This is a genomic window from Pseudothauera rhizosphaerae, from assembly GCF_004801305.1.
GTDB lineage: Bacteria > Pseudomonadota > Gammaproteobacteria > Burkholderiales > Rhodocyclaceae > Pseudothauera > Pseudothauera rhizosphaerae.
This window is the reverse complement of record NZ_SSOD01000003.1, coordinates 117,089-129,614: the sequence shown is the minus strand read 5'-3', so window position 1 is coordinate 129,614 and position 12,526 is coordinate 117,089. Positions and strand designations below refer to the sequence as shown.

Sequence of the window (12,526 nt, the reverse complement as noted above, 5' to 3'; positions counted from 1 at the left end):
CACGCCGCCTGCCCGGCCGGCGCCACCTGAACCCCATCGGGACTTTCCATGGCCTACCAGTTCGACTTCGCCCCGGTATTCGAGAACGCCGACCTGCTGCTGCAGGGTGCGGCCGCCACGCTGGGGCTGACTGCCGCCGGCGCCGTGCCGGGCATCGCCCTGGGCATCGCCGGCGCCATCTGCCGTGCCTGGCGCATCCAGCCCTTCGCCGCCCTGTTCGGGGTGTATGTGGAGGCGATCCGCAACACGCCTTTCCTGGTGCAGTTGTTCTTCATCTTCTTCGGCCTGCCGTCCCTGGGCGTCAAGCTGAGCGGCTGGGAGGCCTCCATCCTGGCGATGGTGATCAACCTGGGCGCCTACTCCACCGAGATCGTGCGCGCCGGCATCGAAGCCACGCCCCGCGGCCAGTTGGAAGCCGCCGCCTCCCTGGCGCTCTCCCGCGCCCAGACCTTCCTTTACGTGGTGCTGCGCCCGGCGCTGGCGCGGGTGTGGCCGGCGCTGGTGAGCCAGGTGATCATCGTCATGCTGGGCTCGGCGGTGTGCTCGCAGATCGCCGCGGAGGAACTCACCTTTGCCGCCAACTTCATCCAGTCGCGCAACTTCCGCGCCTTCGAGACGTTCTTCGTCGCCACCGCGGCCTACTTCGTCCTGGCGCTGCTGGTGCGCCAGGCGCTGATGCGCTTCGGCCAGCGCGTCGTCGTTGGGAGGCCGCGCTGATGTTCGTCCAGTTCACCACCTGGGACATCGTCCGCAACCTGCTGGAAGCGGGCAGATGGACGCTGGCCCTGTCTCTCCTCGCCTTCATGCTGGGCGGCGCAGTGGGCCTCTTGGTGCTCTTCCTGCGCATCTCCCACAACCGGGTGGCACAGGCTTTCACCAAGGGCTACATCGAGATCTTCCAGGGCACGCCGCTGCTGATGCAGCTCTTCATCGTGTTCTTCGGGTTGCCGCTGCTGGGCATCGACGTCTCGCCCTGGCTGGCCGCCGCGCTGGGCCTGACGCTCTTCACCAGCGCCTACCTGGCGGAGATCTGGCGCGGCTGCGTGGAGGCGGTGCCGCGCGGGCAGTGGGAAGCCTCGGCCAGCCTGGCGCTCTCCTTCCCCCAGCAGATGCGCCACGTGGTGCTGCCCCAGGCGCTGCGGGTGGCCATCGCGCCCACCGTGGGCTTCTCGGTGCAGGTGGTGAAGGGTACGGCGGTGACGTCCATCATCGGCTTCGCCGAGCTGACCAAGACGGGCTCCATGCTGGCCAACGCCACCTTCCAACCCTTCCTGGTGTTCGGCCTGGTGGCGGCCGGCTACTTCGCCCTGTGCTACCCCCTGTCGCTCTACGCGAAACGCCTGGAGAGGAGATTCCATGTCGCTCGTTAACATCGCCGGCCTGCACAAGCACTTCGGCACCAACCACGTCCTGAAGGGCATCGACCTCGCCGTCGAGGAAGGCGACGTGATCGCCCTGATCGGCCGCAGCGGCTCGGGCAAGAGCACCCTGCTGCGCACCATCAACGGCCTGGAGAGCATCGACAAGGGCGAGCTGGTGGTGGACGGCACCGCGGTCCACGACGGCAAGGGCGACCTGCGCGCCCTGCGCCAGAAGGTGGGCATGGTGTTCCAGCAGTTCAACCTCTTCCCCCACCTCACCGCGGGGCAGAACGTGATGCTGGCGCCCACGGTGGTCAAGAAGACCGCGAAGCGCGAGGCCGAGGACATCGCCAAGGAGGTGCTGCTCAAGGTGGGCCTGTCGGACAAGTTCGACAGCTACCCGGACCAGCTCTCCGGCGGCCAGCAGCAGCGCGTGGCCATTGCCCGCGCGCTGGCCATGCGCCCCAAGGTGCTGCTGTGCGACGAGATCACCTCCGCGCTGGACCCGGAACTGGTCAACGAGGTGCTGGCCGTGGTGCAGCAGCTCGCCGCCGAGGGCATGACGCTGATCATGGTCACCCACGAGATGCGTTTCGCCCGCGACGTGGGCAACAAGCTGATCTTCATACACCACGGGCGCATCCACGAAAGCGGCGATCCGAAGACCATACTGACCAACCCCGAAACGCCGGAACTGGCGAACTTCACCCGCGCGGTGATGTAGCCTCCCGACCCGACCCCCGAGAAGGATTCCCGCGACCATGCTGATCGCCCCGCCCGCCGAACTGCCCGACTGGGCCCGCCGCACCATCAACCTCGCCGACCCGCGCCTGGGCGCGCGGGCGCTCCACGCCAGCGACGACTTCTTCGCCGAGGTCGGACGCATGCTCGACCCCGGGCCGGCCGTGTTCATCCCCGGCAAGTACGACGACAACGGCAAGTGGATGGACGGCTGGGAAACGCGGCGCAAGCGCACCGCCGGCCACGACTGGTGCCTGGTGAAGCTGGGGCGCAGGGGCACGATCCGCGGCTTCGACGTGGATACCTCCCACTTCACCGGCAACTACGCCCCGGCCGTGTCCATCGACGCGGTGGCGGCCGACACGGACGATCCCCAGGCCCTGGCCGGCCTGGCGTGGACCTGCATCCTGCCGTCCGTGTCCCTGTCCGCGAGCGCCCACCACCTGTTCGAGATCGACTCCGCCGAGGCCTGGACCCACCTGCGGGTGAACATCTACCCGGACGGCGGCGTGGCCCGCCTGCGCGTGTATGGCCAGCCCGTGGGCGTGTTCGACCCCGCCGACCCGGACCGCCTCTACGACCTCGCCGCGCTGGAGAACGGCGGCCGGCCCGTGGCCTGGAACGACGCCCACTACGGCGCCGTCTCCAACCTGCTGCTGCCCGGACGCGGCGCGAACATGGGCGAAGGCTGGGAGACCCGGCGGCGGCGCGAGCCAGGCAACGACTGGTGCATCGTCGCCCTGGGAACGGCCGGCTTGATCGATCACGTGGAAGTGGATACCGCCCACTTCAAGGGCAACTACCCGGACCGCTGCAGCATCCAGGCGGCCCTCGTGGAGGGTGGCACCGACCAGTCCCTGGTCACCCAGAGCATGTTCTGGCCGGTGCTGCTGCCGGAGCAGCCGCTCACGGCCGACGCCATGCACATGTTCGCGGCCCAGGTCGCCGCCCTCGGCCCGGTGAGCCACGTGCGCATCAACATCTTCCCGGACGGCGGCCTGTCCCGCGTACGGCTGTGGGGCAAGGTGCGCCCATGACGGCGGTGCTGCGCCTGCGCACCGAACCGCTGACCGCGGCGGCCTTCGCCCCTTTCGGCGAGGTGATCGAGGTGTCGGACGCCGCGCGCCACTACCCCATCAACGGCGGCAGCACCGAGCGCTACCACGATCTGGCGCGAATAGCGCCGGGCGCGGGCGGGCGGGCCATCGTGTCCATTTTCCGCGCCCGGCCGTGCGCCCTGCCCTTCATCGTGGAGATGCTGGAGCGCCACCCGCTGGGCAGTCAGGCCTTCATGCCCCTGTCGGGACGGCCCTATCTGGTGGTGGTGGCGCCGGGAGGCGAAGCGCCGGCGGCGGACGGCCTGCGGGCCTTCCTCGCCGGCGGCACGCAGGGGGTGAACTACGCCCCCGGCGTGTGGCACCACCCGCTGCTGGCGCTGCAGGCGGTGAGCGACTTCCTGGTCATCGACCGCGCCGGGCCGGGCGAGAACTGCGACGAGGCCGTGCTCACCGGGGCGGTGCGCATCGATCTCGTGTGACCCGGGTCATTCCGGCAGCGCGATCCGGTTGTCGGTGGAAAACCGGTAGTCGTGGAACACGTGCTCGGCCGTGAGGATTTCGTAGCGGCCGCTGTCGTCCTTGCGGCTGGTGTCCTTGAGCCGGTAGGCATAGTGGCCGCAGGTCCAAAGGTCGAAGTTGCGCATGTGGGTACACAGACAGGTCTTGTCCCACACCCTGACCTTGGCGCCTTCCGGGTGCAGCGCCACCTCGCGGTTGTAGGCGTCGATGTACTGGCAGTGGCCCTTGGCGTCCAGCAGATAGCCGTAGGCCTCGCAGTTCGGGCGGATGCCGTTGCCGATGGCCGGGCTGCCCTTGAGCATGCGCATCAGATAGCCGGTGGGGGAAATGTGATTGACCTCGATGTCCCCCTCGCTGGCCTTGAAGTACTCCTGCTGCACGTCTTCCGGCAGGCCGCACTCGCGGGTCACGGTGAAGCGGGTGGCCACCTGCACCGCCGCCGCGCCGGCTTCGAGGAAGTTCACCGCGTCGCTGCCGGTGAAGATGCCGCCGGCCGGGATCAGCGGAATGTCGAGCTGTTCGGCCGCCAGCCAGTCGCGGATTTCCACGACGATGGCGGCCAGATCGAACTGCGCCCAGTCCTCGCCGAAACCCAGGTGGCCGCCGGCCAGCGGGCCTTCCACCACCACGTAGTCGGGCAGCCGCCCGGTGCGCGCGCTCTTCTTCAGGAAGAGCTGCAGCGCGCGCAGGGACGAGACGATGATGCCCAGCTTGGCGTCACGGAAGCGCGGATGGTCCTCGATCAGCGCGAACGAACCCAGGTGCAGGCCCGCGGCCAGCGTGATGCCGTCGATGCCGGCATCGAGCGCGGCCGACAGGCGCACGCGCAGGGTTTCCCTGGGGGCGTTCATCGTCAGCTTTTCCATGCAGTTGATGAACACCATGCCGGGGCCGCGCTTGGCTTCCATGGTGCGGCCCACGTGCAGCGCGGTGGCTTCGGCGAGCAGGCCGAGGTCGAACTGCACCACCGATTTGTCGGGGTTCTCGACGTTGAACTTGTACTGCTGCAGCTTGTTCTTGACGTACTTGGTCTTGAAGCGGCGGTCCGAGACCGTGGGGACCATGGCATCCGAGATGTGGCCGATGCCTCCCAGTCGTGCGGCTTCCAGCGAGAGCTCGGCGGTCGAGATGTCCACCCCCATGCCGCCTATCATGATCGGCACCAGTTCCTGCTTGCCGAACTGCAGGCGAAAATCGTCCACACGCTTCATTACTTCCGTATCCCCTCTGGCGTAGCCCGCGATTATGGCCTGAGAAGGCCCTCCGGGGCTAGGAAAACCGCCGCCGCACCGGCGCCCGACCCGCCCGGCATGCGTCCCCGCGAACCGCCCCGTCAGCGCCCCGCCGCTGCCCGCTGCGGCTGCCAGGCGGCCGGGGTGGTGCGCTCGAAGCGGTAGAACAGGTTGGGCTCGGAGAGCAGGTAGAGAGCGCCTTCGTCGTCCAGCGCCACGCCCTCGGCCTGGGCGATGCCGTGCGCCAGGCCGTGCCAGCCGGGCCACAGCGGCATCAGGCTGACCAGCGTGCCCGCGGCGTCGTACTCGACCACCAGCCGCGACTCGTCGCTCAGCAGCAGCATGTGGCCGGTCGGTTCGTGCAGGGTCAGCGACGACAGATCGTGCATGAACAGCCCCGACGAACCCGGCTCCTTCCATTCGCTGATCTGCAGGTCCAGACGCCCGCCGCTCAAGGCTTCCGGCAGGCCGTTGATCTCGTAGATGCGCAGCGGCGACTTCTCCTTGACCACCAGCAGGCGGCCGCGCACCGAATCCCAGGACACGCCCTCGAAACCGCGATTGCCGTCCAGGTCAATCGCCAGCCCGAGGCGCGGCGCATCGCTCGCGTCCACTGCGGTGGCATCCGCGCCGATGCGCACCAGCACCAGTTGCTGGCTGCGCTCGTCGGCGATCACGAACAGATCGCCGCGCACATGGGCGATGCCTTCCGGGTCGGTGATGCCGCGCAACGGCAACAGCCGCAGCGGCTTGCCCTCGCGGGACACTTCGAACACCGCGGGCGGCTTGTTGGTCACCGTATACAGCGAGCCGCGCACCGGATCGAAGGTCAGCCCCGAGGCGTTGCCGTCGATGCCTTCTATGACACGAGCATCGATCGTCACACTGTACGCCGGCAGCCATATTCCCGCCGCCGCCCAGCGCGACTCCCCGGCCTTCATCTGCAGCCAGTGGCGCGTCAGGTTGAGCGGCTGGAAGCGCCATTCCAGAACGCCCAGCGCCGCTGCCAGCACCAGCGCCGCCGGCAGCCACCGCCGCCATCCTCTCCTGTCCGCCATCCCGTCTCCGCCTGTGGTCGCACCGCACCGGGGCGGTCCGCGGCACGAGTTCCGCGGCGGAACTCTTTCCCGCCTCTCCCACTCAGCCGATACTACATTCTGCCCGAGAACAGCCCCCGTTCCGATCTGCCATGCTCCGCACCCTCAAGGAACTCTTCAACGCCCTCGCCGAACCGTCCGCCGCCGCCCTCCCGGAACAGCGGGAACACCGTCTGCAGCTCGCCACCGCAGTGCTGATGGTGGAAGTCATGCGCGCCGACGCCAAAGCCAGCGAGTCCGAACGCCAGGCCATCCTCGACGCCCTGCGCGAGCGTTTCGCGCTCGCCCCCGACGAAGTCGACGGACTCTACGAACTGGCCCGCAGCACCTCCCACGACGCGCCGGACCTGCACAGCTTCACCTCCCGCCTCAACAAGGGCTACAGCGCGGAGGAGAAGGTGCGCATCGTCGAATACCTGTGGCAGATCGCCTACGCCGACGGCCACCTGAGCCACCACGAGAACCACCTGATGCTCAAGCTCGGCGACCTGCTCTACATCCCCCGCGGCGATTTCGTCGCCGCCAAGCAGCGCGCCCGCGCCGCCGCGGGGCTTGGCGCCGGCTGAGGATGCGCCCCGCCCGCGATCCGCCCGTGCTGCTGCGGCGCCTGTTCGACGCGGCCATCGCCGCGGCGCAGCCCATGGCACGCCTGCCGGCCGTGCTGGCCGGCATCGCGCCAACCCGCGGGCGCACCGTGGCCGTCGGCTGCGGCAAGGCCTCGGCCGCCATGGCGCAGGCGCTGGAAGCGCACTGGCCGGGCGAACTCTCCGGCCTGGTGGTCACCCGCTACGGCCACGGGGTGCCGTGCCGCCGGGTGGAAATCGTCGAAGCCGGCCATCCGCTCCCCGACGCGGCCGGCGAAGCCGCCGCGCGGCGCATGCTCGACAGGGTGCGCGGACTCACGGCCGACGACCGGGTGATCTGCCTCGTCTCCGGCGGCGGCTCGGCGCTGTTGCCGCTGCCCGCGCCGGGACTGACGCTCGCCGACAAGCAGGCGCTCGGCCGCGCACTGCTCCAGTGCGGTGCCGCCATCGCCGAGATCAACTGCGTGCGCCGCCACCTCTCGGCGATCAAGGGCGGACGGCTGGCGGCGGCCTGCCATCCGGCACCGGTGGTGAACCTGCTGATCTCCGACGTGCCGGGCGACGACCCCATCGACATCGCCTCCGGCCCCACCGTGGCCGATCCCACCACCTGCGCCGATGCGCTGGCGGTGCTGCGGCGCTACCGCATCGAACCCCCGCCTGCGGTACGTGCGCTGCTCGAAAGCGGCGCCGGCGAAACGGTGAAGCCGGGCGACCCATGCCTGCCGGCCATCACCACGCGCTTCGTCGCCACCCCGCAGATGGCGCTGGAAGCCGCGGCCGAGGTGGCCCGCGCAGCCGGCGTCACGCCGCTGATCCTGGGCGACGCCATCGAAGGCGAAGCGCGCGAAGTGGCCCGCGCGATAGCCGCCATCGCCCGCCAGGTGCGCCGCCACGGCCAGCCGGCGAACCCCCCGGCGGTGCTGCTGTCCGGCGGCGAGACCACGGTCACCGTGCGCGGCCAGGGGCGCGGCGGACGCAACGTGGAATTCCTACTCGCCCTCGCGCTGGCGCTGGACGGCCAGGCGGACACCTGGGCGCTGGCGGGCGACACCGACGGCGTGGACGGCCAGGAGGAAACCGCCGGCGCGCTGATCACGCCGGACACGCTGGCGCGCGCCCGCGCCGTGGGGCTGGCCCCCCGTGCCGCGCTGGCCGACAACGACGGCCACGGCTTCTTCGCCGCCCTGGGCGACGGGGTGGTCACCGGGCCGACGCTGACCAACGTGAACGACTTCCGCGCCATCCTGGTGCTGTAGACGACCCCGTCCGCCGCCGGCGAATCGACCTGCGGGAACATTCCCCACCCTGTTAAGATCAACGGCTTGCGCGACAGACGCGCGGCCTCCATCCACGGGGTGTTCCCATCATGTTCTACGGCATCACCGACCTGACCACCTTCATCCTCGGCACCATCTTCATCGTCCTGCTGCCCGGCCCGAACTCGCTCTACGTGATGTCGGTGGCCTCGCGCTGGGGCGTGGCGCCGGGCTATCGCGCCGCCTGTGGCGTGTTCGCCGGCGACACCATCCTGATGATCCTCGCCGCCACCGGCACCGCCTCGCTGCTGCGCGCCACGCCGGAACTGTTCATGGTCATCAAGTACGCCGGCGCGGCCTATCTGGCCTGGGTCGGCCTCGGCCTGCTGCGCGCCTCCATCGCTTCCTGGCGGACCGGGCCGGCGGAAGCGGCACCGCAACCGTCCGCGCCGGCGCCCGCCGCCAAACGCCCGTTCCGCACGGCGCTGATGATCAGCCTGATGAACCCCAAGGCCATCCTGTTCTTCGTCTCCTTCTTCATCCAGTTCGTCGATCCGGCCTACGCCCACCCGGGCCTGTCCTTCGTCATCCTGGGTGCCATCGTGCAGGTGGCCAGCGCCCTCTACCTGTCCACGCTGATCTTCGGCGGCGCCTATCTGGCCGCGCAGTTCCGCCGCCGGCGCCGCTTCGCCGCGGCGGCCACCGGCGGCGTGGGCGGGCTCTTCATCGGTTTCGGCGCCAAGCTCGCCACCGCCACGCTGAACTGAACACGCCCGCCCATGCGCTAGAATCGCGCCCCTGTCCTTGAGTCGCCCCCGGTCGCGGGGGCTTTTTCGTTTCGGCCCCACTGCATGAACATCAACATCAGCGACCTCACCGCACCCTACCCGCCCCTGGTCCATCGCATCGAAGCGGAGGCCACGGTCATCGGCGACCAGATCCTCAAGATCGACCACTTCCTCAACCACCGCATCGAACCGGCCTTCATCGTGGACATGGGCCGGGAACTGGCACGCCGCCTGTCGGCCTTCCATCCGACCCTGATCCTCACCGCCGAGGCCAGCGGCATCGCCCCCGGACTGGTGGTGGCGCAGGCGCTCAACGTGCCGCTGGTGTACGCGAAGAAGTATTCGCCGCAGGTGGAATCGCCCTTCATCTCGCGCCTGATCCCCTCGCCCACCAAGGGCGGCGAGACCAAGCTGGTGCTGGCGCAGCGCTACGTGCCGGCCGGCGCGCGCGTGGTGCTGGTGGACGACTTCCTGTCCAACGGCCGCACCGCGGTGGCGCTGGTGGAGATGGCGCGCGAGGCCGGCGCGGAAGTGCTGGCCGCGGGCTTCATCGTGGAAAAGCGCTTCAAGCGCGGCCACGAGGCGGTGGAAGCGCTCGGCATCCCGGTGTCCACGCTGGCCCAGGTGGAGCGCCTGGAGGGTGGCAAGGCCATCCTGCGCCAGGCGGAAGAGTGAGGTAGGCAGCCAGGAAAGGCCCCCGCGCGCTACACTGCGGCATCCGCATCCAGGAGATAGGCGATATGCAGGAATTCGAAGAACAAGCCCAGGCCTTTGCGTCCCGCATCGAGGAGGAACTGCAGGAGGGGCGGCTCAACTTCCCCACCGCGCTGGACGTATCGCTGCGCATCAAGCGCCTGGCGGACAATCCGGAATCCACGCTGGACGAGATCGCCGCGGTGGTGAAGGCCGAGCCGGTGCTCAGCGCCAAGGCCGTGCGCATGGCCAACGCGGTGCTGCTCAACCCCTACGGTGCACAGATCACCGCAGTCAGCGACGCGGTCAAGCGCATCGGCCTCTCGGCCCTGCGCTGCCTGGCCTTCGCGGTAGCCGCCGAGCAACTCGCCCAGGACCACCGGTCGCGGGAGATGCGCCTGGTGGCCTCGGGGCTGTGGATGCATTCGGTGGATGTGGCCGCCTGGTCCTACGCCTTCGCCCGCCACCTGCGCACCATCAATCCGGACACCGCCATGCTCGCCGGCATGATGGTGGACATCGGCCAGTTCTTCCTGCTCGCCCGCGCGGCGGACTACCCGGCGCTGGAAAGCAACATGAACCGCTTCGCCGAGTTCGTCTCCACCTGGGACGAACCGGTGGGCCGCGCGATCCTGGAAGCCTTTGAACTGCCCGAGGCCATCCTCGACGCCTTCCAGTACGAGGACCCCTACGGCGGCAACTGGCCGCCCGAAGACCTGGGCGACCTGATCTTCATCGCCGGGCTGGCGGCCGAGACGCCCAATCCCTTCGACTCCCTGCAGGGCATCAACAACAAGGCCGCGCTGCTGGAAACCTGCACCGCCGGCATCGACCGCAGCAAGTTCGACGAACTGCTCGATGCCGCGCGCGCCGGGCGTCAGGATCTGCTCTCGGCCGTGGCTGGCTGACCCACGGCACGGCGGAAGAAGTTCACACCGGATTCCCCGGAACGGGGAATTCATCCTGGCGGCCCCAGTCACACCGGCACGAGGACATTCGTCCGGGGAGCGAAATCCATGACTGCCGTGCCCGTCCGCAGCGACCGCCAGATCGCCGACGCCTTTCTCGCCGCCACCCTCCCCGCGCGCCTGGTCGATCTGCGCGTGCAGATCGGCAGCGTGCTGCCCGACGTCGTGCGCGTCGGCATCTTCCTGGTGGACGACGAGCAGGCCCGCCTGACCCACTGGGCCGACAGCGAAGGGCGCGTGCGCCCCTGCCCGCCCGGTGTCGCCAGTCTCCCGGACAACCCGGCCCTGTCGCGCTGCGGCGCCTTGGGCTGTGCCCAGACCCCCTTCGTCCGCCTCGACCCGGCGCTGGAATGGGCGGCCGACGGACGCACCTGTCCGCTGGTCGTGCTGCCGGTGAGCCGCCTGCGGCGCTTCTACGGTTTTCTCGTCGTCGAAGCCGATCCGGCGGTCGTACTGCCGACCTGGGACGTGCGTCAATTGCTCACCTGGGGACGGATCGCCACCGGCCTGCTGGCGCAGGGCATCGAAGCGATACACGCCCTCATCGGCGCCACCCGCTTCGCCCTCGACTTCACGCTGATGCGCGACCGGGAAACCGGCGAGCACCAGTTGCGCCTGCGCGACTACATCCGCGTGCTGACGGAGGAACTGTCCGCCGCCCACGGCCTCTCCGACGAGTTCATTGCCGAACTGACGCTGTTCGGCCCCCTGCACGACATCGGCAAGGTCGGCATCCCCGACGCCATCCTGCTCAAGCCCGGCCGCTTCGAGCGCGACGAATGGGAGCACATGAAGGAACACGTCATCATGGGTCGGCGCATGGTCGAGCGCCTGGTGGACAACTTCGACCTGCAGGACATCCCCGGCATCCGCACGCTGCACGCGGTGGTGGCCCACCACCACGAACGCCTGGACGGCAGCGGCTACCCGGAAGGCATCCACGGCGACGCCATTCCGCTGGCCGCACGCATCGTCAGCACGGCGGACATCTTCGACGCGCTGACCTGTCTGCGCAGCTACAAGCGTCCCTGGAGCCTGGACGACGCCTTCGCCCAGATCGAAGCGCTGGCCGGCGACAAGCTCGACCTGGAATGCGTACGCGCCATGGTGTGCGCCCGCCCGCGCATCGAAGCGGTGTGGCGGCGCCACGCCTGCGCACCCGCGGCGGACTGACGGCCCTCAGTCCTCCAGCGCCCGGCGCAGCGCCTGGGCCGCGGCGCGCACCGTGTCGCTGGCCTCGGCGAAGAACTTCCCCAGCGGCAGGAAGCCATGGACCATGCCGGCCACCGGCAGGTGCTCCACCGTGCCGCCCTCGGCGCGCACGCGCTCGGCGAAGGCGAGGCACTCGTCGATCAGCGGATCGCATTCGGCGGTCATCAGCAGCATGGCCGGCAACCCGGACAGCGACGCCGCGCGCAGCGGCGAGGCGCGCCAGTCTTCGGTTTCACCGTCTGGCAGGTAGCGCTCGAAGAACCACGTCAGACTCTCCCGGTCGAGGAAATAGCCGTCCCCGTAGCGCTCCCGCGAGGGCCGCGCGCCGAGTATCTCCGTGCTCGGATAGGCCAGCAGCAGGAAGCGCGGCTGCACCCCGCCCGCATCCCGCAGGCCGAGCGCGGTGACGATGGAAAGATTGCCCCCCGCGCTGTCGCCGCCCAGCGCGATGCGCCCCGGGGCGATGCCCAGCAGGTCCGCTTGGTCCGCCGCCCACTCGAAGGCCAGGCGCGCGTCCACGACCGCCGCCGGGAAGGGATGCTCCGGCGCCAGGCGGTAATCCACCGACAGCACCGCACAGCCGGACGCGTTGGCCAGTTCCCGGCACAGCACGTCGTAGCTCTCCACGTCGCCCACGCACCAGCCGCCGCCGTGGTAGTAGATCAGCAGCCCCAGCACGTCGTCCCGGTGGGCGGCAAAGGGGCGGTAGAAGCGCGCCAGCAGCGCACTGCCGTCCGGGCGCGCCATGGGCACCTCGGTCACCGACGCCACCGCCGGCGCCTCCGGGCGGAAGGCGAACAGCAGCTTCTGGAAGGAATGGCGGGCCTGCGCCACCGACAGTTCGTGAAAGCGCGGCGCGCCCACGCGGTAGACCATGTCGAGCAGCGCCCGGGCCTGGGGAGATAGCGGCATGTTCGTCGAAGCCGCACCGGCGGGCGCGGCAAGCTTGGAGCGTTGTCAGGGCCGGGTATTGTAGGTCCATTGCCCGAACCCGGAGTCGCATGGCCCGTGGTA

The 12,526-nt window shown here is 69.7% G+C and carries 14 protein-coding genes; 11 read left to right on the top strand and 3 right to left on the bottom strand.

The window, feature by feature from the left end; translation table 11 throughout:
* Positions 1-48 precede the first annotated feature (48 nt).
* From E6O51_RS04475 to E6O51_RS04455, 5 genes are read left to right on the top strand one after another with little or no spacing between them, the layout of a single operon-like run.
* Positions 49-717 (top strand): amino acid ABC transporter permease, encoded by a 669-nt coding sequence (locus E6O51_RS04475; protein WP_136383780.1) that lies wholly within the window; start codon positions 49-51, stop codon positions 715-717.
* Positions 717-1,370, top strand: coding sequence for an amino acid ABC transporter permease (locus E6O51_RS04470; protein WP_136383779.1), 654 nt, complete (start codon positions 717-719; stop codon positions 1,368-1,370). Before E6O51_RS04475 ends, E6O51_RS04470 begins: the two co-directional genes overlap by 1 nt.
* Positions 1,357-2,085 carry an amino acid ABC transporter ATP-binding protein gene (locus E6O51_RS04465; RefSeq protein WP_136383778.1) on the top strand — a complete coding sequence of 243 codons (729 nt, stop codon included), beginning with the start codon at positions 1,357-1,359 and terminating at the stop codon, positions 2,083-2,085. The genes E6O51_RS04470 and E6O51_RS04465 overlap by 14 nt, the downstream gene beginning before the upstream one ends.
* Positions 2,086-2,122: 37 nt before the next feature.
* Positions 2,123-3,139, top strand: a complete 1,017-nt coding sequence (alc, locus tag E6O51_RS04460) for an allantoicase (RefSeq protein WP_136383777.1) — start codon at positions 2,123-2,125, stop codon at positions 3,137-3,139.
* Positions 3,136-3,639: an ureidoglycolate lyase gene (locus tag E6O51_RS04455; protein ID WP_136383776.1), complete on the top strand. Its 504-nt coding sequence runs from the start codon at positions 3,136-3,138 to the stop codon at positions 3,637-3,639. The genes alc and E6O51_RS04455 overlap by 4 nt, the downstream gene beginning before the upstream one ends.
* Before the next feature lie 6 nt (positions 3,640-3,645).
* Here E6O51_RS04455 and E6O51_RS04450 read toward each other — a convergent pair whose 3' ends face one another.
* Complete coding sequence (locus tag E6O51_RS04450; RefSeq protein WP_136383775.1) at positions 3,646-4,890, bottom strand: nitronate monooxygenase; 1,245 nt, start codon at positions 4,888-4,890, stop codon at positions 3,646-3,648.
* A gap of 122 nt (positions 4,891-5,012) precedes the next feature.
* A complete protein-coding gene (locus tag E6O51_RS04445; RefSeq protein WP_136383774.1) occupies positions 5,013-5,969 on the bottom strand; it encodes an SdiA-regulated domain-containing protein in 957 nt (318 codons plus the stop codon).
* 131 nt (positions 5,970-6,100) lie between these two features.
* Between E6O51_RS04445 and E6O51_RS04440 the strand changes: the two genes are divergently transcribed.
* The 6 genes from E6O51_RS04440 to E6O51_RS04415 all read left to right on the top strand — a co-directional run bounded on the left by E6O51_RS04440 (position 6,101) and on the right by E6O51_RS04415 (position 11,473).
* Positions 6,101-6,574, top strand: coding sequence for a tellurite resistance TerB family protein (locus E6O51_RS04440; RefSeq protein ID WP_136383773.1), 474 nt, complete (start codon positions 6,101-6,103; stop codon positions 6,572-6,574).
* 2 nt (positions 6,575-6,576) lie between these two features.
* Positions 6,577-7,851 (top strand): glycerate kinase type-2 family protein, encoded by a 1,275-nt coding sequence (locus E6O51_RS04435; protein WP_136383772.1) that lies wholly within the window; start codon positions 6,577-6,579, stop codon positions 7,849-7,851.
* Between the two features lie 110 nt (positions 7,852-7,961).
* Positions 7,962-8,618 (top strand): leucine efflux protein LeuE, encoded by a 657-nt coding sequence (gene leuE, locus E6O51_RS04430; protein ID WP_136383771.1) that lies wholly within the window; start codon positions 7,962-7,964, stop codon positions 8,616-8,618.
* Positions 8,619-8,702: 84 nt separating this feature from the next.
* Entirely contained in the window at positions 8,703-9,314 is a 612-nt protein-coding gene (gene xpt / locus E6O51_RS04425) for a xanthine phosphoribosyltransferase (protein ID WP_136383770.1), read from the top strand.
* Between the two features lie 65 nt (positions 9,315-9,379).
* A complete protein-coding gene (locus E6O51_RS04420; protein WP_136383769.1) occupies positions 9,380-10,240 on the top strand; it encodes an HDOD domain-containing protein in 861 nt (286 codons plus the stop codon).
* Positions 10,241-10,348: 108 nt separating this feature from the next.
* A complete protein-coding gene (locus E6O51_RS04415; protein ID WP_136383768.1) occupies positions 10,349-11,473 on the top strand; it encodes an HD-GYP domain-containing protein in 1,125 nt (374 codons plus the stop codon).
* A gap of 6 nt (positions 11,474-11,479) precedes the next feature.
* Here E6O51_RS04415 and E6O51_RS04410 read toward each other — a convergent pair whose 3' ends face one another.
* A complete protein-coding gene (locus tag E6O51_RS04410) occupies positions 11,480-12,424 on the bottom strand; it encodes an alpha/beta hydrolase (protein ID WP_136383767.1) in 945 nt (314 codons plus the stop codon).
* Between the last annotated feature and the right edge of the window lie 102 nt (positions 12,425-12,526).

Bases quoted from the DNA above. Each gene is read 5' to 3' on its own strand.
- E6O51_RS04475 (WP_136383780.1), top strand. From the start codon at position 49: ATGGCCTACCAGTTCGACTTCGCCCCGGTATTCGAGAACGCCGACCTG.
- E6O51_RS04470 (WP_136383779.1), top strand. From the start codon at position 717: ATGTTCGTCCAGTTCACCACCTGGGACATCGTCCGCAACCTGCTGGAA.
- E6O51_RS04465 (WP_136383778.1), top strand. From the start codon at position 1,357: ATGTCGCTCGTTAACATCGCCGGCCTGCACAAGCACTTCGGCACCAAC.
- alc (WP_136383777.1), top strand. From the start codon at position 2,123: ATGCTGATCGCCCCGCCCGCCGAACTGCCCGACTGGGCCCGCCGCACC.
- E6O51_RS04455 (WP_136383776.1), top strand. From the start codon at position 3,136: ATGACGGCGGTGCTGCGCCTGCGCACCGAACCGCTGACCGCGGCGGCC.
- E6O51_RS04450 (WP_136383775.1), bottom strand. From the start codon at position 4,890: ATGAAGCGTGTGGACGATTTTCGCCTGCAGTTCGGCAAGCAGGAACTG.
- E6O51_RS04445 (WP_136383774.1), bottom strand. From the start codon at position 5,969: ATGGCGGACAGGAGAGGATGGCGGCGGTGGCTGCCGGCGGCGCTGGTG.
- E6O51_RS04440 (WP_136383773.1), top strand. From the start codon at position 6,101: ATGCTCCGCACCCTCAAGGAACTCTTCAACGCCCTCGCCGAACCGTCC.
- E6O51_RS04435 (WP_136383772.1), top strand. From the start codon at position 6,577: ATGCGCCCCGCCCGCGATCCGCCCGTGCTGCTGCGGCGCCTGTTCGAC.
- leuE (WP_136383771.1), top strand. From the start codon at position 7,962: ATGTTCTACGGCATCACCGACCTGACCACCTTCATCCTCGGCACCATC.
- xpt (WP_136383770.1), top strand. From the start codon at position 8,703: ATGAACATCAACATCAGCGACCTCACCGCACCCTACCCGCCCCTGGTC.
- E6O51_RS04420 (WP_136383769.1), top strand. From the start codon at position 9,380: ATGCAGGAATTCGAAGAACAAGCCCAGGCCTTTGCGTCCCGCATCGAG.
- E6O51_RS04415 (WP_136383768.1), top strand. From the start codon at position 10,349: ATGACTGCCGTGCCCGTCCGCAGCGACCGCCAGATCGCCGACGCCTTT.
- E6O51_RS04410 (WP_136383767.1), bottom strand. From the start codon at position 12,424: ATGCCGCTATCTCCCCAGGCCCGGGCGCTGCTCGACATGGTCTACCGC.